This is a genomic window from Thermostichus sp. MS-CIW-23, from assembly GCF_054059455.1.
Genome location: NZ_JBSSCC010000003.1, coordinates 89,539 through 111,007 on the forward strand (window position 1 = coordinate 89,539; position 21,469 = coordinate 111,007).

General features: G+C 59.6%; 19 protein-coding genes and 1 pseudogene. 11 read left to right on the forward strand and 9 right to left on the reverse strand.

Annotated features, from left to right (window positions below; all coding sequences use genetic code 11):
- Positions 1–253 precede the first annotated feature (253 nt).
- Positions 254–778: a signal peptidase II gene (lspA, locus tag ACVW0B_RS02190; protein WP_457490833.1), complete on the forward strand. Its 525-nt coding sequence runs from the start codon at positions 254–256 to the stop codon at positions 776–778.
- 89 nt (positions 779–867) lie between these two features.
- Here lspA and ACVW0B_RS02195 read toward each other — a convergent pair whose 3' ends face one another.
- Entirely contained in the window at positions 868–1,905 is a 1,038-nt protein-coding gene (locus ACVW0B_RS02195; RefSeq protein WP_457490834.1) for a threonine aldolase family protein, read from the reverse strand.
- Positions 1,906–1,952: 47 nt separating this feature from the next.
- Entirely contained in the window at positions 1,953–3,023 is a 1,071-nt protein-coding gene (gene cruF / locus ACVW0B_RS02200) for a gamma-carotene 1'-hydroxylase CruF (RefSeq protein ID WP_457490835.1), read from the reverse strand.
- A 205-nt stretch (positions 3,024–3,228) separates the two neighbouring features.
- Here cruF and ACVW0B_RS02205 point away from each other — a divergent pair, with 205 nt between their 5' ends.
- Positions 3,229–4,140: a M23 family metallopeptidase gene (locus tag ACVW0B_RS02205; RefSeq protein ID WP_457490836.1), complete on the forward strand. Its 912-nt coding sequence runs from the start codon at positions 3,229–3,231 to the stop codon at positions 4,138–4,140.
- An 89-nt stretch (positions 4,141–4,229) separates the two neighbouring features.
- Here the strand turns inward: ACVW0B_RS02205 and ACVW0B_RS02210 are convergent, their stop codons facing one another.
- The gene (locus ACVW0B_RS02210) at positions 4,230–4,847 is read right to left on the reverse strand and encodes a hypothetical protein (protein WP_414374941.1); all 618 of its coding nucleotides are present in this window, start codon (positions 4,845–4,847) and stop codon (positions 4,230–4,232) included.
- Between the two features lie 306 nt (positions 4,848–5,153).
- A complete protein-coding gene (locus ACVW0B_RS02215; RefSeq protein ID WP_011432186.1) occupies positions 5,154–5,702 on the reverse strand; it encodes an NUDIX hydrolase in 549 nt (182 codons plus the stop codon).
- A 140-nt stretch (positions 5,703–5,842) separates the two neighbouring features.
- Between ACVW0B_RS02215 and trpE the strand changes: the two genes are divergently transcribed.
- From trpE to ACVW0B_RS02235, 4 genes are all read left to right on the forward strand, one after another.
- The gene (gene trpE, locus ACVW0B_RS02220; protein WP_457490837.1) at positions 5,843–7,363 is read left to right on the forward strand and encodes an anthranilate synthase component I; all 1,521 of its coding nucleotides are present in this window, start codon (positions 5,843–5,845) and stop codon (positions 7,361–7,363) included.
- A gap of 3 nt (positions 7,364–7,366) precedes the next feature.
- Positions 7,367–8,197 (forward strand): phytanoyl-CoA dioxygenase family protein, encoded by an 831-nt coding sequence (locus ACVW0B_RS02225; protein WP_457490838.1) that lies wholly within the window; start codon positions 7,367–7,369, stop codon positions 8,195–8,197.
- A 605-nt stretch (positions 8,198–8,802) separates the two neighbouring features.
- Positions 8,803–9,906, forward strand: coding sequence for a chlorophyll synthase ChlG (gene chlG / locus ACVW0B_RS02230; protein WP_414374945.1), 1,104 nt, complete (start codon positions 8,803–8,805; stop codon positions 9,904–9,906).
- Between the two features lie 173 nt (positions 9,907–10,079).
- Positions 10,080–10,541: a hypothetical protein gene (locus tag ACVW0B_RS02235; RefSeq protein WP_457490839.1), complete on the forward strand. Its 462-nt coding sequence runs from the start codon at positions 10,080–10,082 to the stop codon at positions 10,539–10,541.
- A 653-nt stretch (positions 10,542–11,194) separates the two neighbouring features.
- On the opposite strand, the gene ACVW0B_RS02240 is transcribed toward ACVW0B_RS02235, so the two are convergent.
- The 4 genes from ACVW0B_RS02240 to ACVW0B_RS02255 form a co-directional block, all read right to left on the reverse strand.
- Positions 11,195–12,583, reverse strand: a complete 1,389-nt coding sequence (locus ACVW0B_RS02240) for an MFS transporter (protein ID WP_457490858.1) — start codon at positions 12,581–12,583, stop codon at positions 11,195–11,197.
- A 79-nt stretch (positions 12,584–12,662) separates the two neighbouring features.
- Positions 12,663–13,403 carry a Uma2 family endonuclease gene (locus ACVW0B_RS02245; RefSeq protein ID WP_457394530.1) on the reverse strand — a complete coding sequence of 247 codons (741 nt, stop codon included), beginning with the start codon at positions 13,401–13,403 and terminating at the stop codon, positions 12,663–12,665.
- A 40-nt stretch (positions 13,404–13,443) separates the two neighbouring features.
- Positions 13,444–14,856 carry an aspartate ammonia-lyase gene (locus tag ACVW0B_RS02250; protein ID WP_457490840.1) on the reverse strand — a complete coding sequence of 471 codons (1,413 nt, stop codon included), beginning with the start codon at positions 14,854–14,856 and terminating at the stop codon, positions 13,444–13,446.
- A 9-nt stretch (positions 14,857–14,865) separates the two neighbouring features.
- Entirely contained in the window at positions 14,866–15,132 is a 267-nt protein-coding gene (locus ACVW0B_RS02255) for a hypothetical protein (protein WP_011430957.1), read from the reverse strand.
- A gap of 323 nt (positions 15,133–15,455) precedes the next feature.
- Here ACVW0B_RS02255 and infC point away from each other — a divergent pair, with 323 nt between their 5' ends.
- From infC to raf1, 4 genes are all read left to right on the forward strand, one after another.
- Positions 15,456–15,986: a translation initiation factor IF-3 gene (infC, locus tag ACVW0B_RS02260; RefSeq protein WP_457490859.1), complete on the forward strand. Its 531-nt coding sequence runs from the start codon at positions 15,456–15,458 to the stop codon at positions 15,984–15,986.
- Positions 15,987–16,001: 15 nt separating this feature from the next.
- A complete protein-coding gene (gene bcp, locus ACVW0B_RS02265; protein ID WP_011432174.1) occupies positions 16,002–16,466 on the forward strand; it encodes a thioredoxin-dependent thiol peroxidase in 465 nt (154 codons plus the stop codon).
- 126 nt (positions 16,467–16,592) lie between these two features.
- Positions 16,593–18,539 carry a serine/threonine-protein kinase gene (locus tag ACVW0B_RS02270; protein WP_457490841.1) on the forward strand — a complete coding sequence of 649 codons (1,947 nt, stop codon included), beginning with the start codon at positions 16,593–16,595 and terminating at the stop codon, positions 18,537–18,539.
- Positions 18,540–18,703: 164 nt separating this feature from the next.
- Entirely contained in the window at positions 18,704–19,807 is a 1,104-nt protein-coding gene (gene raf1 / locus ACVW0B_RS02275) for a RuBisCO accumulation factor 1 (protein ID WP_457490842.1), read from the forward strand.
- Between the two features lie 86 nt (positions 19,808–19,893).
- Here raf1 and proB read toward each other — a convergent pair whose 3' ends face one another.
- Positions 19,894–21,009 (reverse strand): glutamate 5-kinase, encoded by a 1,116-nt coding sequence (proB, locus tag ACVW0B_RS02280; RefSeq protein ID WP_041436197.1) that lies wholly within the window; start codon positions 21,007–21,009, stop codon positions 19,894–19,896.
- A 124-nt stretch (positions 21,010–21,133) separates the two neighbouring features.
- On the opposite strand from proB, the pseudogene ACVW0B_RS02285 reads away from it, so the two are divergent.
- Positions 21,134–21,385: pseudogene (locus ACVW0B_RS02285) on the forward strand (RNA-guided endonuclease InsQ/TnpB family protein); the annotation flags it as partial.
- Positions 21,386–21,469: the final 84 nt, after the last annotated feature.

Here is a 21,469-nt window from a genome sequence, read left to right on the forward strand (position 1 = left end):
CGTCAAACCTAGGCCCTCCCCGTCCAGTTGCCTAAGCTGGACGGTTTTCTTGCTGCTCCTCTCAAGCCAGAGGCGGCCAGTCGCTTCTGAGGCCGCTCACCTACAGTTGGATCCCGCCGCAGGCCCAACCTTGGATCCAAGGCTCCGCCCTTGAGCTTCTGTGCAATGAGCCGGCAGAAGAGCAGCATGTCAGGATGGGAAAAGTGCTCATCGGGGCGCTCTTGCCGGTGGACGTGATTGAGGCCAAGACGACATGAAAAACAAAGGCTTTTGGCTGGCCGGGATCCTGGGGGTAATCTTGGATCAGGCGACCAAGCACTGGGCAGTGGAACGGCTGCTGCCGGGGCCAGAGATTGAGCTGTGGCCAGGGGTGTTTCACCTCACCTACGTGGAGAATACCGGCGCTGCTTGGAGCCTGTTTGAAGATTCGGCAGAGCTCTTGAAGTGGATCTCGCTGGGGGTGGCGCTGGCGTTGGCGCTGCTGGCCATTCGCGGCGGGATCCTGAGCCGTTGGGAACAGGCGGGCTATGGCTTGGTGTGGGCAGGAGCGGTGGGGAACGGCATCGACCGCTTCGTCAACGGCTATGTGGTGGATTTTTTCAATTGGGTCTGGATCCGCTTTCCGGTGTTCAACGTGGCGGATGTGGCCATCAACCTCGGGGTGGCCTGCCTGCTGATCGGTTTGCTACGGGACAACTCGAAGAAAACGGGATCGACTTCCGCCTCGCCCTGCCTGGAGAAAAAGCCCGGTCGCGACAGCACCCACTTTAAGGATTGACGAGCCGATGAACAGCCTTCAGGGATCCCTTGGGATGCTCAGGCCTTTGGCCAGGGGGATCCCCGGTCAGCTGCAAGGACTCCGTCCGCCTATTGCAAACGGCTGGCTTGCTGGGCCACCTGGCAGAGGCGCTCGACATCTGCGGGCAAAGTGTTAAAAGCCGTCACCAGGCGGATTAAGTGGTGACCTTCCCCCAGCCAGCGGTAAAACCGAAACCCCGCTCCCTCTAGGGCCTGGAGAACCGGCTCCGGCAGCTCGATAAAAACCTCATTGGCCTCGGTAGGATACACCAACTTGGCTCCCGGCAGGGATCCCAGTCCCTGCGCCAACCGTTGGGCCATTGCGTTGGCATGGCGGGCATTGCGCAGCCACACCCCATCCTGGAGATAAGCCTGCAATTGGGCAGACAAAAAGCGCATCTTCGAGAGCAGATGGCCACTGCGCTTGCGACGAAACTCAAAATCGCCCACCTGATTTGGATGAAAAAACACCACCGCTTCCGCAGCCCAGGCCCCATTTTTGGTGGCCCCAAAGGACAGCACATCCACCCCCGCTTTCCAGGTCATCTCGGCAGGGGTGCAACCCAAACCGACCAAGGCATTGGCAAAGCGGGCCCCATCCATATGCACCTTAAGGCCAAAGTGATGGGCCAAATCCGCCAAGGATCTGAGCTGCTCCAAGGAGTAGAGGGTGCCAGCCTCGGTGGCTTGGGTCAGGCTGAGGCAGGCAGGTTGTACGTGATGAACCACCCCAAACCCCGCCCGCTCCAGGGCTGCTTTTAAGTTGCCCCAGTCAATACGGCCTTGCTCTCCGGGGATCCCCACCAACTTGGCCCCACCTGTAAACAGCTCTGGCGCTCCACATTCGTCCAGATTGATGTGGGCCTCGGGATGGCAATAAATCGCCCCGTAGGGCGGGGTGAGCACCGAAAGGGCCAGGGCATTGGCAGCAGATCCTGTTGCCACCGGAAACACCGCCACTTCATGCTCAAAGATCTCGGCAAACAGCCTTTGCACCTGCGCTGTGCATTCGTCCCCTCCATAGGGCATGGCGGATCCCCTGAGGGCCAACAGGGCTTCCATCACCTCAGGACAAGCGCCTGTAACATTGTCGCTGCAAAAGTTCATGGCATGGACAACCCAAGGGATCTCGCCGAGGAAAGGTTAGGGCCAGTTTATTTCGCGCCAACCCAACCGGGATCCTCCAAAGTATCCCAGGCTTGACCTGCCTCTCCCTCAACCGTTTGCAATAGCGGGACAGAGTCCTTTTGGGGATGGGAAGGCGGCTCAGGCTGGTCGCGATAGCGGGACGAAGTCCTTTCGCAATAGCGGGATGGGGTCTTTGCACTCCACCACAACCCCAAAGCGGGCCCCAACCCCAACAACAGGCCCAGCCCCGCCGGCGCAACAATGCCGGAGCCCAGGCTCATCAGCAGGGCAAAAGCAAAATTAGCTACATAGAGCACCAGCGGCCCCACCAACTGGCGGCGGTCAAGGATGGGTTGATCCTCGCCCCACAGCAGATTGGCCACCGTCATGAAGGCAGCCCCAGTCAGCATCCAACCACCGAAGTTTTGCAGCGGCATACCGAAGAAGGGCCCCGGCTGAAACCACGTCCAGAAGGGAATCGAGCCGCGGGTCATGGCCGGATCCAGCACGAAGTCCCAGGCGGTGAGCAGCAGGGCCCCCAACATGATGGCCTCGAAGTGGATCAACCAGTGGCGCTGGGTTTGCAGAGCCACACGCGCCAACAAATAGGACGACAACCCCACATAAAACCAAGACAGAGGGATGGTAAAAGGCACCAACCCGGCAATCTTATAGCCCAGCCCACTCAGGTAGCCATAGTTGCCAAAGGGGATCCCAGTGCTGGTACCCAACAGCTCACTGCCCAAGGAAATGCCCACCGCCGGGATCAAAAACATCAACAGGCGCCGCATCCCCAACAGCCGGGATCCCATCAGAGCTGCCGCCAGCGCACCGAACACCATGTAGGCCACGCCGCCATTGCCCATGCTCAAGGAGAAGGCTTGAATGCCAATGGGGGGCAAACTGGCCACCCACTCAGGATGGGGTACAACCCAGAGCAACCCTGCCAACCCAAAAAGCAAAGACAGAATGTGCAAACCCAGAGCTAAGGCCTCCAGCCGCTGCCAAATCGAGCCAGACAGGGGCAGAACACTTCGCCCAACAGAAGACTGGAAAGGCAGGCTGACGAGAACACCAGAGGACGAGAACCAACGCATGAGAAACTCCCGAAGAGTGGTTAAGCGAAGCCGCTCTGTCTCCTTGCAACCCATACGGCGGCTGAGGGAAAAAGCGGATGGCCCCAAGAGAGAGCCTAAAGCCAAGAACAAGCCCGCTTGCTTGCAGGCCGGCCTACTTGGGATGGCCCTCTGGGCAGGGATGTCGCCACCGCTAACGGTGACACTGCTGATATTTTGCTGTCTATTGTATCAATTCGTAAACATCTCGCCCGTTTTTCCTCAGGTCTCCTCCCCGTCTTCGCCGCAGGGATCCCGGGTGGGGGTGTACGCCCAGTTGGCTCGTGCTGTGGAGCGCCAGGACTGGCTTCAGGCCCTGCAGCTGGTGGATCTGTTGCAGCAGCACACGGAAGATCCCGCCCAGCGTCAGGATCTGGAAGACTATCGGCTGGAGCTGGAAAAATATCGTTCTGCTTATGGGGATCCGCCGCCGCCCCAGTGGCCGTTTTTGCACAAGCCCTTTGTTGGGGAATTTCCTGTCACCAACCTCTTCGACCATGATCTGCCTTTGGGGGAGAGGGATGGCAACAGACGGTTTGTGAGTGGGCAAGGCCAAGTTTGGATCCCCGACCCGCTGCACCCGTGTGCCAAAAGCGATGGCCATGCCGGTTATGACTGGGAGATGCCGGTGGGAACCCCGATTTTGGCTGCTGCCGCAGGACGGGTCACCTTGGCCCGCGAGGAGCCGGAGTTTTTTTGCCCCGGCTTGGGCCGGCTGGTCAGGGGGTTGCGGGTGCGCCTTCTGCACGAGCCAGAATTCTCCGATGGGGAGAGAGCAGACAGAAGAACCCTTCCCCGCTGGGAAACCCTCTACGCCCACCTCAGCCAAGTTGGGGTGCAGGAGGGGCAAGTGGTGGCCGCAGGAGCAGTCATCGGCCTATCGGGAGACAGCGGCTGTGCCAGCGGGCCCCATCTCCATTTCGAGGTGCGTCGCTTCGACAACACCAACTCGGGCCAACCGGCTGCCGTCGATCCCTACGGGTGGTTTGGGTCTGGCCTGGATCCCTGGAGCATTCACCCCCTTGGGGCCGAAAGCCTGTTCCTTTGGCAGGTGGGACAAGCCCCCAGTTTGGGAGCTTGCTGGCAAGGGCAGCGATAGCCGAGACGGACATCCGCTCTGGGCGAGACCTCGCTGACAAAGATGGATATTGACAGGCAGATTCACAACAGTCACAACAGATGATGGACTTATAGATCTCGACGGACAAAGCCATCCCCCTCCCATTGGTAGAGGGTAGCCCTCAAGTCACGGCTGGCACCGGGCGGGCTTGAGATGACCAGGATCCCTTGCGGGCTGACCCGCAGGCTGGCATTGCTCAGATCCGTCACGCTCAGCAGTGGCACAAGTCCCTCAGGCCGGTGTTCCAAGACCAAGACAGAGCGCAGCAGGCTGATGCCCCCTCGCTCGGTGAGGAGCACCAACTTGGGCTGTGGGCTGGAGGTGATGTCCGTGCGCAGGTGAGCCTCCACCAACCGTCCTGGGATCGGCTCAGCTGTGTGGAGCAGACGAAAGCTATACCCCCCCTGATGCTCGAAGCTGAGAACGCGCACCACCGGCTCCACGGTGGGCTGCCGCTGAATCTGAAACACGGCCACCACATCCTGGCGAGATGGAGAGGTTAGGCTGGCCGGGAACAGGCGCAGGTTTTCACCGCGATTGCCGCGAATAAAATCCCACCAAATGGATTGATTGAATAAAGCCACAACCCCACCTCGAGCAGCGCCGCCCTCAGAAGGAACCGGCAGCAGCGGAAGCACAGGCTGGGGATAGGCAGGAACAGCAGCAACCGGTAGAGTGGCAGCCAAGGCCGCTCCCCAGGCTATTCGACCACAGGAACACAACAGCTTCCGCATATTTCCTCACTCCTCGCCCCTAAAATTCTAAAGGACTCCAAGGTTCTCCCAGTCAACCAAACAGCCGGGATACAGGGATCCCTTTTATGTCGAACGCAACCTCGATCTCACCTTGATCTCGCCTGGCAATGGGCTACCAAGTTAGGGTGAAAAGCCTGGAGCTTCCTCTGTAGCCAACAAAGTCGGCTTGGAACGACGCCCCGCCAATTTGAAAGGGATCCCCCAGGAGCAAGGGGCAGCCCCCCCCGACGGAGGGCTCTATTTTTCGGCAGCCAAAAACAATTGGGCCCGCCAAAAGCAGGCAATGGACTTGCTGTCCAAATCCATTCCCAAACGGGCCATTTCTGTAAGCTCAGAAGCAGAAAACTCCACTACGGTAATATCTTCATCCTCATCCTTATCGGGAGGGGAATCCAGCACTTCCAGCTCCCGCGCCAAATAGGCATACATAATCTCGCTGGAATAGCCGGGGCACAAATAAAATTGGCCAAGGGGATCCCAGCGATGGGCACGCAGGCCCGTTTCTTCTTCCAGCTCGCGGCGAATGGTGTCGTCGGGATGCTCCCCTGGCTCGACCGTGCCTGCCGGGAATTCGTAAAGATAGGAAGCGACCGCAAAGCGATATTGACGAATGCAGACGAACTTGCCTGCTGCAGTTACAGGCACGGCCACCACCCCGCCAGGATGGATGAGGTACTCCCGCTCTCCCTCTTTGCCGTTGGGAAAACGCAAACGCTGGCTGACGAAGGTGTATTTGTGGCCTTGATAGCGGAGGCGCTCACGAATCACCTGAGATGGGTTTTGCATGGCAAGGGATCCCGAGAGTAGAGCCGCTCTCAGCTTAATGGTTTTCGGCGCTGTTGCAACCGGGCAATCCAGAGGGATCCACACGCCCTTGGGATCCCGTGTCTGGGGTAGAGTCAGGAAAAGCACAAAGGTTGCAGGCCATGATTTACCCTCCCTTGAAGGAGTTTCTTGCCCTCACCAAGCAGGGCAACTTTATCCCGGTGTACCAGGAATGGGTGGCGGATTTGGAAACGCCGGTTTCTGCCTGGTATCGGGTTTGTGCTGGCCAGCCTTACAACTTTCTCCTGGAGTCGGTGGAGGGGGGGGAACAGGTGGCCCGCTACAGCTTCTTGGGCTGCGATCCCCTGTGGGTTTTGGAAATACGCGGGGATCAGGCCCTACAGCGATACCGCGATGGCCGACAGGAGCACCACCAAGGGGATCCCTTTGCCATCTTGGCCCGCTGCTTGCAGCCTTATGAGCCGGTGCATTTGCCGGAATTGCCCAGCAGCATCGGCGGCCTATTTGGCTACTGGGGCTACGAGCTGATTCGCTGGATTGAGCCCAAGGTGCCCATCCACCCCCTGCAGCCGGGGGATCCCCCTGATGCCGTTTTGATGCAGGTGGACAGCATCCTGCTCTTTGACCAGGTGAAGCGCAAGATCTGGGTGGTGGCCTTCGCCGATACCCGTCACCACGCTCCTGAGGAAGCCTATGCCCAAGCCTGCCGGCGGGTGGAAAAGCTGATGCAGCAGCTCAGCGCTCCTCTTTCCCTGGCCCATCTGCACCTCAACTGGAAGCCCCACCTGTCGGAAAGGACTCCGTCCCGCTGGCGCGAACAAATCCCCCCCAGCACCCTGAGCCGCCCAGCCTACTGCCAAGCCGTGGAACAGGCTAAGGACTACATCCGCGCCGGAGATATCTTCCAGGTGGTGCTCTCGCAGCGGTTTACCGTCTCCTTTGCGGGGGATCCCTTTCGCCTCTACCGCTCGTTGCGGCTGATTAACCCTTCCCCTTATATGGCGTTTTTGCAGTTTGGGGATCTCTGCCTCATCGGCTCCAGCCCAGAGGTGATGGTCAAACTCAGCCGGGTGGGAGAAGACCGCATCGCCACCGTGCGCCCCATTGCCGGCACCCGCCCCCGTGGCACCACCCCTCAGGAAGACCGGCAGCTGGAGCAAGAGCTGTTGGCAGATCCGAAAGAACGGGCCGAACATGTGATGCTGGTGGATCTGGCCCGCAACGACCTGGGACGGGTCTGCCAACTGGGATCTGTGCAGGTGGATGACCTGATGCAGATCGAGCGCTACAGCCATGTGATGCACATCGTCAGCAACGTAGTGGGGCGGCTGGATCCCCAGTACAGCGCCTGGGATCTGCTGCGGGCCACCTTCCCCGCCGGAACCGTTACGGGTGCCCCCAAAATCCGCGCCATGCAGATTATTCATGAGCTGGAAGGATGCCGCCGCGGGCCCTATGCCGGCGCCTATGGCTACTACGACTTTTCCGGCCAACTGAACACCGCCATCACCATCCGCACTCTGCTGGTTCATCAGGGCCAGGTGAGCTTGCAGGCCGGGGCAGGTATTGTGGCCGACTCGGATCCGGAGCGGGAATACCAAGAATGTCTAAACAAAGCGCGGGGCATGTTAATGGCTGTGGCCAGTTTGCAGGAGACATAGCCCATGTTGGCCCAGTTGCGCTTCAGCCCTGCGGTTCGCGTCAGCGGGACGGAGTCCTTACAGGAGCTCCAGCAGCCGGATCCAGAGACCGTAGAGCAGGCTTTTGAACTGTTTTCCACAGAGGGCTATCTGGTGTTGCCGGAGATCTTTCCCCCCGAGCTCATCGACAAGTTGCACAGCAGCTTTCTGGCCACCTACAGCCGCTACTGCACCCACGAAAACCACGCCGATGCCCTGTTAGTGGGCAATAGACGGGTGATGGTAACGGTTCGCCTGGAGGGCCCCTTCAACGATCCCCTCCTCTATGCCCATCCTCTGATCTTGCCCATCCTGAAGCGGATTTTGGGGCCGGAGTTGATCTTGAGCGGGCTGGGGGCGGTGGTCTCTCTGCCGGGATCCGCCGATCAACAAGTTCACCGGGATCTGTCTCATCTGTTTGGCGACGAGACCTTGGATGCGATCATTCCTTGCTATGCCCTGAATTTGCTCATTCCTCTGGTGGATGTCAACGAAGAGAACGGCATGACCCGTCTCTGGCCCGGCAGCCATGTAGTCTTCGATGCCCACTATACCGAGCTGGCCCAGCAGATGCCCTTTGTCGATCCGCCCCTGGCCAAGGGATCCTGCCTCCTGTTCGACTACCGCCTGATTCACCTGGGTCGGGCCAATCGCTCGCCCGCTCCCCGTCCTCTTCTCTACAACACCTACAGCCGCGCTTGGTTTCGGGATCCTGTCAACTACACTCGGCAACCTCCCCTGGTGATCCCGGCCCAAGAGAAAGAGCGGATCCCAGCGGAGCACCAAAACCTATTCGTGACGGCACAGATTGTGTAGATGGCCCGGAACTGCGAGCTGACCGAAAACTCGGCGGCTCAGGCCCCGGCATTTATGCCTAGGGATAAGCTACCGTCTCCTGATAGGATGTGAGTATCGCTCCACCCATTTATAGAAAATTTATAGAAAGGTGCAGTGCTGAAGGTGAAGTAGAAGTATCTGGGGTGTTTCCACATCCCAGTAGCTGGTGCGTTCGCCTTGGCGGCGCGAAGCGCTTTGGCGTCCCCCACGGTGCTGCGGTATAAGCCACATGCTCGGTGTAGCTCAGTCAGTGGGAGTTGTTTTGCTGGCTGAGAATGGATCCTCTGGCTTTAGCCGTGGGGAGAACGTCAACCTCTCCTCTTGTTTGAGGAATCCGGTCAGCTAGACCGCCGAGAAGCGACGCCCTCTATGTATCAGCATGAGGGTCAGGATGAAAGGCGGAAACCCTTGCTATGGTAAACACAGAGCGGTGGGGCATCCCGTTCTTAAAGCTCAGGAAATGTCCTTAACAGGAGTCACTGAGAAGCTCGTACTCTATGCATCAGCATGAGTGCGGGAGTATGTCACGATGTCTGAATGGGGGTGGTTATCCCCGTTATTGCAGTTTGATTGCGCATCCTACCATGAGCGAAAAGATCCCTCAAGATCCCTCCTTGCCGGAAGTGGCGGCTGAGATGGCCTTTGCTGCGGAGCCCAGCATAGCAGAAGGAGCTGCTTCAGAAGAAGCCGCCCCAGACTCGGATCCCGGCAAGGGATCCCCTGGCACCGGCGGGTCGAATGCGCAGCGTGTCCGTCAACTGCTGGGCATGAAAGGAGCAGAGGTGGAGTCTCGCTCCATTTGGCAGTTGCACTTGCAACTGATGAAGCCTGTCACCTGGATCCCTTTGGTGTGGGGTCTGATTCCGGGGGCGGCATCTTCCGGTCACTTCACCTGGACTTGGGAGAATGTGGCCCTAATTTTGGTGGGCATGATTCTGGCGGGCCCCCTGATGACGGGCTATACCCAAACGGTGAACGAATACTACGACCGCGAGATCGACGCCATCAACGAGCCCTACCGCCCCATTCCCTCCGGCGCTATTTCTCTGCAGCGGGTGGTTATCCAGATCTGGGTGCTGCTGATCTTGGGGTTGGGCTTGGCCTATGCCCTGGACTGGTACACCGGCCATGACTTCCCGGTGATCACCTGCATTGCCTTGGCGGGAGCCCTCATTGCCTACATCTACTCGGCGCCCCCCCTGAAGCTCAAGCGCAACGGCTGGCTGGGCAACTACGCCCTGGGCGCCAGCTACATCGCCCTGCCCTGGTGGACGGGTCACGCCTTGTTTGGCGAGCTGAACTGGACGGTCTGCATCCTGACGCTGATCTACAGCTTGGCCGGGCTGGGGATTGCCGTGGTCAACGATTTCAAAAGCATCGAAGGGGACAGGCAGTTTGGCTTGGCCTCTTTGCCGGTGATGTTTGGGGCGATGGGGGCCGCTTGGATCTCGGTGCTGATGATCGACCTATTTCAGTTCGGCATGGCCTCGTTTTTGCTGGGGGCGGGCCTAAAACGTTACGCGGCCCTTTTGGTGCTGCTGATCATCCCGCAAATAACCTTCCAAGATATGTACCTGCTGCGGGATCCTTTGAACAACGATGTGAAATACCAAGCCAGCGCGCAGCCCTTTTTGGTGTTGGGCATGTTGGTGGTCGGGCTGGCGTTGGGCCGCTCGGGGCTGTGGTAGTCGAGCCGACGGCAAAGTGCCCATCTTGGCAACAGAGGTGACGGCTTCCGCCCTGGGTTCGGCCCGACATCTGGGCCAAGATCAAGTTAAGTTGAGCCAGGGATCCATCCCCTGCAAGGATCGTTGGCGGATCCCTGGAAGCTGTTATGGCCCTGGGCCAAAGGAGATATCCAATGAAGCTGTTGTTTCCCCTCCAACTCGGCCTAAGCCTGGCTTTGCTCTTGGGGCCGCTGGCCGTCTCTCCCGCCCAAGCGCAGCGGATCGTCATCGACGGGCGGGGGATCGTGGTAGAACCCAGCACAGGTGGCTCGGTGATCCTCAATCCCGACCAGCCGGTCTTCCCTCCAATCTTGCCCTCTGCAGTTCCTTTTTCCATCGATGAAGAAGGCAAGATCGTCTCTGCCCCTGGCTACCGCTGCAGTGCGGCTACTGCTGCCGACAACTCCCCCATCATCTGTCGCTCCCAGTTCAACCGCAACGACGTGGTGGTGTATGAGCGGGACGGCCAATCCAACACCTTCTTCGTAAATGCTGACAACACAGTGATCCGGCCCTCCGGCAGTGGGCTGCGGATTTTGCCCAGCTCTGAACCGGTGACTCCCTCGGGTAGCGGCCTGCGCATCATCCTAGACTGAGGGCAGGGATCCCTTCACCTCTTGTCCAGTTGCAACCGCAGCATTTGCTCTGCATCCTAGAGAGCATGCCTCTAACCCCCAAAACCCTGAACTTTGCTGAATTTACTGAGCTTTAGGCGGTTTGGCAAAAGTCATTGAGAGGGATATAGTAGACCAAGTTTCCCCCTGATCCTTGAGTCCACCGCAACGGTTGCCGGGAAGTGAAGGGGGAAAGCGCTCGGGGGGTATTCCTCAGGGCTTTGCGGGATACCGCCTTCCTGCTCAGAGATAGGCAGGATGCGATCGCTTCTTTCCTGAACCATGTTCAGGAGAGTTCAGCGTGAATGTATCAGGTTTGGCGAAGAAATAGCCCTGGCCATACTCGCAGTTCAACAGCCTCATTGGTGCAGTCGCTGTAGGGTTTCGATCCCCTCGGCAGTGACATCCATTCCCAGGCTGCGGGCCAAGGTGATGATCAGGCAATGGTCTCGGCATTTTCTTCATTCGGCCCCCAGCGCGAGATGAAGGAGTGATCGATTTTCAGGCCATTTTTTCAGGCCATTGATGAGGTAATCCTGCAGGCCCCTGAGAGAGGAGTAGCCTGGGCCGAAGATCAAAACCCCCGCAATTGCGCCAGTTGCTCTGCCGCTAGAAACCGTAGCCTATTTTGCGGTCTAAGGAGATCTTTCGGTGCTGGGGTGGTATTGTTGCCGTCTTTCTTCCAATTCCATCAGGATCTGCTGATGACGCTGCCGGGTGATTGGGTAGAACCACACCAGCAAGATCCCGCCGATCAAAGCCACTCCCGGTAAGGGGCCAATGGCAACGCGAATGGCCAACAAAGCCGATTCCGGCTGGATGGGCAGGGCCTCTCCGGCTACCGAAGGCACAAAGCCGGCCCAATCCAGAGCTTGCCCCACGAAAAACAGTCCCAGCGCCAGGCCCACCTTTTGTAAGAAGACCATAAAAGCGTAGAAGATCCCCTCCCGCCGCTCCCCGGTTTGTAGTTCATCCAGATCGATCACATCCGGCAACATGGACCAAGGGCCGAGATAGGCCGTAGCAGAAACCCCAATGCCGGCCAACAGAGCCAGCCCAATCATGATCCCTTGCTGGCCGGGCTGGAGGAAAAACAGGCCCGCCTGCGAGATCAGCCAAAACCCCGCCCCGATAAGGTACATGGTGCGCTTGCCCAGATGGGTGCTCAGTTGGGTCCAACCGAACAGCGTCAGCACTGCGATCCCCTGTACCGCCAGTACCACCAAGGAAATCCACACCTCCGGCAGGCCCATCCAAAAGACGATGAAATAAGGGATGATTGTGGCTGTGAACTGAAACGCTAGCCAAGAACACAGGTAGATGCCGCTGACAAACAGGTAGGGGCGGTTGCTGAAGGCCACCCGCAGTTGTTGAACCAGGGGCATGGGATCCCGTTGGGATGGATACCGTTCTCGCACCCCCCAAAAGCAGATCAGCAAGGGCACAGCCGAGATCACTCCAAAACAGGCTCCCGCCAGCAGGTGGCCGGCAGCCCGATCCGGCAGCAAGTTGACCAGCAGGGGAAAGGTGACCACCGCAACCATACTGCCCCCTACAGAGAAGGCAAAGCGGAATTGGTTGAGCTGGGTGCGCTCGTCGTAATCCTGGGTCAGCTCCGCGGTCAGAGAGGCATAGGGGATATTGGCCGCCGAGTAGAAGGTATTGAACAGCAGCGACACCAGTAGGTAGTAGGCGAAAAGGGGGCCAATACGACCGGGAAAAGGGATCCACCACTGGGCCAGGAACGTGAGGCCAAAGGGGAGGGCTGCAAACAGCAGCCAGGGGCGGCGACGGCCCCAACGGGTGCGGGTGCGGTCGCTGAGAATGCCGATGATGGGATCGTTAATGGCATCCCAAAAGCGAGTGATGGCGTAGATGCTGCCGGCTAGGCCTGCCGACATGCCAACGGTATTGGTGAGAAAGGGCAGCAGGAAAAAGATGAGGATGTTGGCCGTCATGCCTGTGCCCAGATCCCCCACCCCATAGGCCAGCTTCGTCCACAAACTGAGTCGCTGTCTGGTCATCATGTCCCCCTGGAATGCCAGGATTCCAGTGTAGGGGGTAGGTGGAGATTTCTTTTTTGGGGATCCCTGGAAAAGCTGATCAAAATTCAGGGTCTTCTCCCAGTTCCCGTAGCCGCTGGGCCAGTCGTTCGGCTCGGGAGCGTTCCAATTCTGCCCGCTGCCGTTCCAATTCTGCCCGTTGCCGTTCCAATTCAGCCCGCTGCCGTTCTAGTTCAGCTCCCGTAGGCAACAATTGCCCTGTCCTATCATACCAGCGCACCCAAAAGCGTTCTCGCCCCTCGTAGGATCCCCACCACCGACCGATACTCAAGTCCAAATCGGGCAACAGAATGGGGGGATGTTCTCCAGCGCCTGAGCCGGGGAGCAGCTCATAGTGTCCGCCCTGGAGTTGATAAACATTCAGCTCATCGGTCTCTAGCTCGAAGGTGACGTAGTAGGGGATCCGCAGCCGCCTTTCGTAGAGCTGGAATTTGGCTTGTCCGGGTTTTTCTTCCCCCTGGTCGTTGCAGATGATCTCCAAGATGAGAATAGGCAAGATATTCCCTTCATCCCAAACCACATAACTTTTGCGGGCAGTGCCATCCCGCCAACGAGGAACCCCCAGCACCAGAAACAAATCTGGAACAATGACCTGCCGGGGTAGGGCGTAGTAAAGGCCCATATTGCAAGCCACAAAAAAGTCTTGCCGATCTGACCAGTGCAGCAGCAGCGGTTCCCGGAGGAGGGGGTATTGGCGGCCTTGATCCTCGTTGTCCAAGGGGGTGTCGTCTGTATCGGGCAAGTCGTGCTGGGTGGGCCAGCGATAGGGGGCGATGGTCATGGCCGGGCAGGAGCAGTATGCCTCCACTGTAGCGAATGGGTTAGGACTGCATTTGGCTCATCGCCTCCAGATCCAGCACCTTGGCCACCTGTTCCGGGGTCATCAAGTTGCGCTCTAAGACAATCTGCCGAATGGACTGGCCGGTTTCCAAAGAAGCCTTGGCCACTTCTGCAGCTTGCAAATAGCCGATGTAGGGGTTGAGGGCGGTCACCAAAGCCAGCGTCCCTTCTGCGTAGCCGCGGCAGCGCTCCGGTTTGGGGGTGATGCCTTGAATACAGCGCTCGGCAAAGACCCGCAGGCTGCTGTTCAGAATCTGCAGGCTGTGCAGGAGGTCATAGGCAATCAGGGGCATCATCACGTTGAGCTCAAATTGCCCCGCTTGGGCTGCGAGGGTGATGGCGGTATCCAGCCCAATCACCTGGAAACAGACCATGTTCAACATCTCGGCTATCACCGGGTTGTACTTGCCAGGCATGATGGAAGAGCCGGGCTGCACCGGCGGCAGTTGGATCTCCTTCAGGCCGGTCTTGGGGCCAGAATCCATCAGCCGCAGGTCGTTGGCCAGCTTGATGCCATCTTGGGCCAGGTTGCGCAGGGATCCCGACAGATGCACAAAGGGGGCCATGCTCTGCATCGCCGCCATGGGGTGGGGAGCAGGGGTGAGGGGCAACTGGGTATACTCTGCCAGCCGTTGCACCACCTTTTGCCGGTACTGGGGATGAGTGTTGAGGCCGGTGCCGACGGCGCTTCCCCCCAGCCCCAAGCTGCACAGGGCCTGGCTGGCCTCCTCAATCCAGCGACGGTGTTGGGCAAAGATGGCCGCGTAGGCGCCGAAGCTATCCCCCAGCCGCACTGGCACCGCATCCTGCAAATGGGTGCGACCGGCCTTGAGGATGCCGCGAAACTCTTGGGCCTTCTGCTCCAGCGCCGCTACCAAATTGTCCAGCGTGCCCAGAAAATCCCGTCGCACCCGCAGCAGGGCAGCCAGACGAATGGCGGTGGGGATGACATCGTTGGTGGACTGGCCGTAGTTGACATGGTCGTTGGGGCTGACCCGCTCGTAGCGGCCCTTGGGCTCCCCCAGGATCTCCAGAGCGCGGTTGGCCAGCACTTCGTTGACGTTCATGTGGTGGGAGGTGCCCGCCCCCGCCTGGTACACATCCACCACAAACTGATCCCGCAGGGATCCCTGGAGGATCTCATCCGCCGCTTGGACAATCGCCTTGGCCACCTCTGCCGGAATGCACCCCAGCTCGCCGTTGACCTCCGCCGCCGCCTTTTTAATCAGCACGCAGGCCTCCACATACTCTGGCAGGGGCTTGAGGCCGCTGATGGGAAAATTCTCCAGGGCGCGGGCGGTTTGGATGCCGTAGTACACCGACTGCGGCAGTTGCCGCTCCCCCATCGCGTCCCGCTCGCTGCGCACTTGCAGTGGGTCTGTCTCTGGAACCATGGCACAGCTCTAGCTGGCAGGTTTTTGGGAAGGTTCCTGTAGAGGTAGGGATCCCTTTTCCTGGAGAGCAGCCAACTGCTGGCTAATCCGCTCGTTGTTTTCCGCCAAGACGAGCACCATGGCCGCGCAGGCCAGATGAACTCCTGCCCGGAATTCGGCCGAGGCTTTGTACTGAGCCAGCGCCTCGCTATCTCCTTCTCGCGGGCTCAGGATCAGTTGCACCGACTTTTGGGCCAACTCTTTCAGTTCCCGTTCCGTTAAACCGAGCTGCACCACTTTTGCCCTCCCTGCTAACCGGAAAACAAGCCCCCCCCTGCCCTCTCACCGGCAGGAGCGCCACTTTGGTTATCCTACCGCGGTTGCTGCCCCAATCCAGCATCCTTCTTCCTTCCAGTGGGTCGGCGAACCCCTAGAAGAAAACAAAAAATGCCGGCTAGTATAGGTGCAGCATGCCTTGCCCTCCTGGCCGATAGACCACTTGGGGGTGCAAGTCCGTCGGCCAGCAACGGCGCAAAAGAGGCTGCTATTCTCTGAGTACTACCATCTAGGTTGTTGTTCACAGAGAGGAAAACTTGTCCGTAGAACGTCCACTTGACCGCTTGCCCCGCAAGCAGCGCGCAGAGCTGCCGGCCATCAACGAGCGCATCCGCTTCCCCAAAATCCGCCTTATCGATACCGACGGCACTCAGTTGGGGATCATGAGCCCGCGCGAAGCCCTGCGCCTGGCAGAAGAAAAAGATCTGGATTTGGTCTTGGTGAGCGAAAAGGCCGATCCGCCCGTCTGCCGCATCATGGACTACGGCAAGTTCAAGTTTGAGAAGGAGAAGAAAGAACGGGAGGCCCGCAAGAAGCAACACACTGCCGAGATCAAGGAAGTGAAGTTTCGCTACAACATCGGCGAGCACGACTACAACGTGCGCCTGCGCAGCGCCCAACAGTTCTTGGGGGATGGAGACAAGGTGAAAGCCACGGTGATGTTCCGCGGTCGTGAGGCCCAGCACGCCGAGTTGGGGGAAGAATTGCTGCACCGCTTGTTCAAAGACTTACAAGAAGTGGCGGAAATGCAGCAGCCCCCCCAAAAGGAAGGGCGAAACATCACGATGATTCTCTCTCCCAAAAAATCGGTCTGAGGAGGGATCCCACCCATGCCCCTTGCCGTTGGGGATCCGGCTCCGGAGTTCACCCTGCCCGATGCCGAGGGCAATCCCATCAGCTTGAGCCAGTTGCGGGGACAGCGGGTGGTGCTCTATTTTTACCCGCGGGACAACACCCCCGGCTGCACCCAAGAAGCCTGCGGCTTTCGGGATGCCTACGCTGACTATCAAGCCCACGGCATCGCCATCTTGGGGGTGAGCGCCGACGATGCCCGTTCCCACCAAAAATTTGCCCAGAAGCTGCAACTGCCCTTCCCCCTGTTGGTGGATGAGGGGGCCAAGGTGGCCAGGGCTTACGGGGTCTATGGGCCGAAAAAGTTCATGGGCAAAGAGTACAACGGCATTCACCGCACCACTTTTGTTATTGATCCGGAGGGGAAGATCGAGGCCGTTATCACCAAGGTCAAGGTGGAAACCCACGCAGCGGAGCTGCTCAAGCAGTTGACCGGCTCTTAGGCTTTCCGGTGGGAGTTCGGCAGACCTGCTGCTGGGCTCGTTGTTCTGGAACCTGAGCCAAGACGGGAACGAAAAGAGCAAAAAAAGATGTAAAGTGCCGGTATTGATTCCTCGTGGGCTAGGGCCGTGTCCCGACGCAGCCGTACCCTCAAGTCGATTCACGACAGCTACCAAATGTTGGGTTTGGCCGGCCAAGGGCAGTACGGGCGTGTATTCTGTGCCCGTCCCCGTCAAGGAGGAGACCTGGTGGCCCTGAAGGAGCTGCCGGCGGAGCGCTTTCCCACCCAAAATCTGCTGCGGGAGCTGCGCCATCTGCTCACCCTCAACCACCCCAACATTACCCGCTGCTACGCCCTCGAACATGCCCGCGAAGGTCGCTACCTGGTGTTGGAGTACTGCGAGGGAGGCACGCTGCGGGAGCTGATCGACCAGGTGGAACAGGGGCTGTGGCTGCCGGTCAAGCAGGTTTTGGGCTTTGTGGATCAGATTTTGGCCGGGTTGGAGCATGCCCATTGCCAGGGGGTGATCCACTGCGATGTCAAGCCCGAGAACATCCTGCTCAAGCCCACGCCCCAGGGCTGGCAACTGAAGCTGACAGACTTTGGCATTGCCCGCCACTCCCAGCCTCTTCCCGATGAGATCAGCGCCACCGGATCCCCTGCCTACATGGCTCCCGAGCGCTTCTACGGTCAGTTTAGCCCTGCCTCGGATCTCTACGCGGTGGGGATCATCCTGGTGGAGCTGCTGACGGGCCGACGGCCTTTTTCCGGATCTCCCGGCCAGTTGATGCACGCCCACCTCAACCAGCCGTTTGTCTGTCCAGAAGGGATCCCTGCCCCGCTGCGGGAGGTGCTGGAGATAGCCCTACGCAAGTTGCCCTTGCGGCGGTTCCGCACTGCTGCCCAAATGCGGTCGGCTTTGGCGGTGGTTGCCCAAGAGTGGCAAGAGCCGGCCAGTTGTTGGGTTGGCCCTCGCCTGCCCAGATGGCCGCCCCCTGGGGTACAGGTTTGGGATCTGCCGGATCTGGGCTCTGTTGACACTGGCGGGATGGAGTTCCTGGCCGAGCAAAAGTTCTGCATCTGCGAGGATCCCAGCGGCTCCAGATCCCCGCTGCTGTTGCGGGTGACCCCCCAGAGGCTGGAATGGCTGGAGCTCCAGAACCTTGCCCTGGGATCCCCTGCTTTGGCCCGTTTTTCCCTGGACGAGCCAATTCGGGCGGTGCTGCCCTTGAACACCTTCCCGGAAGCCCTGGCCTTCTCCCGAAGCAGCCTTTTGCACCTCAGCCCCAGCCGCATCCGCACCTTGCTCAGCTTTGAGGAGGATTGGCAGGCCACCTGGCTGGCAGAGCGACAGGAGCTGGTCTGGGCCACCGCCCAAGAGTTGGGGGCCGTACAATGGCAGCCGGCCACGTCGACAGGAACACAGCCTTTCCCCGATTCCCGCTGCTATTTTCGTTGGCCTTGGCAGGGATCCCTGTCCCGCTTGCTGGCCTTCTCGGAGCATCTGGTTTTGTTGACAGGTGTGGGGCAGCAGTGGGTGGAGATGAGCCTCTTGCCCTATCCCAAGGGACACCATCCCACTGTCGCGACCGGTTGGTCTCTGCAGACGGGATCCCAGCCCATTCGCTATCGCCTGCCCTTGGATCCCCAAGGGGGGGTGATCAGCTTGGGAGAACGGTTGCTCTTTGCGGCAACAGATGAGGGAAGGGAAGGCCAGCAAGGTTGCTGCCCCTATCTCCACTCGGTGCAGGTGAATCCGCTGCGGGTGCGCCGCTGGTTCTTGAAAGGGCAACCTGTCCAGATGGCCAAGGCCCCTTGGGGCGTGCTGCTGCTGTGTCGAGAGGGCGAGCAATCCACTTCCCTCTGGCTGTACAGTGAAAAAGGGGATCCCTTGGCCCAAGTAGCTGTGCCTAACGGCTCACAGGTGTTGCAGGTGGGCCAAAGAGGCAAGGTTTGGCTGCAAGTGCCCAAAGCAGAAAAGCCCCCCCAGTTCCAGCTTTGGCAATTGGATCTGAACCGCTTGCCGGTGAGCGGACAGCCTTCCCAGGTGATGCTGTGCAATCCAGCGATCTAGAGTTTCGCCAAGGACTCCGTCCCGCTGTCGCGACCGGACTCGGCCAGAACCGCTATCAGCCCTAAGATCAAGTTTGAAGATCAAGTTTGGCCAGATGCCCGGCCAGATCTGCTGGGCTGTGGACCAGGGGAGTGGTGATCTGTCCAGCCTGTTGGAGAACAAGCATGAGTCAGTATCTGCCGGAACCTGCTGCTGTGGAGGAGGATCCCAGCTTGTTGGTAGAGCGGCTGCGCCGCAAAGAGGGCCGGTGGCTGGATTGGGCCAAGGCCTGTCAAGCTTTGCAACAACAGAAAATGACCCCGCAGGCCATCTTCGAGGCAACCGGGTTTGAGCCCATTCACCAAAACCAGATCCTTGTTGCGGCCCAGGTTTACGAAGGGATGGCCAAAGCAGGAGCCAGCCCAGAAGTTCTGGGGCATTTTGCCCATAAAGGCAGCGATATCCTCTACGAGTTGCGCATTCTCTCTCCACAGGATCGGGTTCGGGTGGCGGAATTTATCTTCAGTCGCCATTTGAATGCCGCTGATGCTCATGAGATCGCCCGCGCCGTGAAAAATTATGCCCAGCTCCAACAGCTTCCGGAAGGGTTTACGGATCACCCCGGCGATGCGGTAGCCTATCAAGCCTGGAGAACGGCCCAGCAAACCCGCGATCTGCAGGAGCGAACTCGGGCTATCGGTCGAGCGTTTCAGTATGTCCACAGTGATACAGCCCGCCGACAGGTGGAGCAGCTCTTGTCCACGATTGCCACCAGCTCCCGCCCCCAACGCAGCGTTTTGCCCAAGCTGTCCGTGTTTCGCTTGGAAGAAGATCTGCCGCGACTGCTGCCGGTGGCCGGATCCCTGCCTCTTGCAACTGCCGCCTGGGAAGGGATCCCCCCCAGCGAGCCGCAAGGGCCCTTTGGCTGGGTCAACAGCCCGGCGGAGCAGACTTGGATGGCCTTGCCTGCTTGGCCGGTGATTCAAAAGGCCGGGGATCCGGTGATCCTTCAGGTGGAAAACCGGCTTTTGGGATCCCTGTTGGGCTTGCCGGTGCCCACCGGCGAAGAGCAGGATCCGGTTTTGCTGGTGGTCGATCGCGCCGCTCGGGTTTGGGAGGGAGCTCAGATGGCGGGATTTTTCCTGGTGGATCGGGCCGGATCCCTGGCGGTGGAGTGGATAGAAGACTCGCCCTCCTCTCCCCTGTTGGGCCAGGTGCTGATGGCCGTGCGTCCCCCGCGGGTTTTCGATGAGGTGCTGGCTCAGGATCCCTGGCAGTTGGAAGAATAGGCGTTGGGATCCCGCCGTTGTAGCCATTCGTGCTAGTGGTGCAGAGCACCGCGCCTGGACTCGCCCCCATGGCCTCACCCATGGCCTCAATTGAGCAAGGCCAAGTTATCCCGGTGGACGGCAGTATCAACCCCTTCGTAGCCCAGGATGCGGGGAATCTCGGCGGTTTTTTTGCCCTTAATCTGCCGCAGCTCCTCGGCGCTGTAGTTCACCAGGCCCCGCGCCACCTCCTGGCCGCTGGGATCGCACAGGCGCACGGCAGCCCCCGCCTCAAACTCCCCAGAAATGGCTGTGATCCCTGCCGGCAACAGCGAGCGCCCTTGCTCGCACACCGCTCGTACCGCCCCCTCATCCAAAGTCAAAGATCCCTCGGGGATGAGGCCGTAGGCAATCCATCGCTTGCGGGCGCTGGCGGGCTGAGGAGCCGGATCAAAGCGGGTGCCGATGGCCTCGCCGGCCAGAATTGCCGGGATCTGCTCAGGCCGTTTGCCATTGGTGATCACCACCGTTACCCCTGCAGCTGTAGCAATTTGAGCAGCGGTCAGTTTGGTGGCCATGCCGCCGGTGCCCCAGCCGCTTTTCCCCTGGGCTTCGGCCTTCACCTGTAGCGGGATCCCGGGCAACACCCGCTCAATGGGCTGGGCAGAGGGATCTCGGTTGGGGTCAGCCGAATAGAGCTTGTCCACATCGGTGAGCAGGATAAGCCACTTGGCCTGCACCATGCTGGCCACTAACGCCGAAAGCGAGTCGTTATCGCCGAATTTCAGCTCCTCCACTGCCACCGTGTCGTTTTCATTGACGATGGGAATAACCCCCATCTGCAGCAGTTGGGCAAAAGTGCGATTGGCGTTCACGTAGCGGCTGCGCTCCACCAGATCGCCGCGGGTGAGCAGCACTTGGGCAATTGGCTGGTTCAGAGCCGAGAAGAGGTCATCGTAAAGGCGGATCAACCGCCCCTGTCCCACCGCAGCCACCGCCTGCTTCTCGGCAATAGCCGTCGGTCGTTGCCGCCAGCCAAGGCGAGCACAGCCCACCCCCACCGCCCCAGAGGAGACCAAGATCACCGCATACCCCTGCCTGCGCAGGTGGGTCAGCACCTCCACCAGCGGCCCCAACACCGAAAGACGCAACAAGCCGGTCTGAGTATCTGTCAGGCTGGAGGTGCCGATCTTCACCACCACCGTCACGTCTGTTGTTGCCATCGCCGCTCTCAACCCATCCTCCCACCCCTCTATTCACCATAGCGCCACCATAGCGGAGTCAAGACGCAGCTGTATTGACCAAAAGGCGCGGCAAGCCCCGTCCTTCAGGGCGGGGAAGGATAGCGCCGATCGCGGCAGCGGGCCGGAGGCCTTTCGCGGCAGCGGGCCGGAGGCCTTTCTGGTCGGTGCCATCAACATCCTTGCTCGCGGGATACAGCTGTTGCGAGACGAAGGGCAGGACACGGCCGACGCTGCGGTCGGGATGCGGGTGGGTGAACCACCCGTGTCAGCCCGGATGGCCTGTGGATCGAACTGCACGGGCGGTCGGAAGCAGGAACCCGCCGAGACGACTGCGCAAGGAGCCATCCATGCGTAGCGTGGTAGGAATCTCCGGCCTTCAGGCCGGGGAGGATGTCAACACAGCTTGCCCTCAGGGTCAGCACAGGTGAGAATAAAAAAA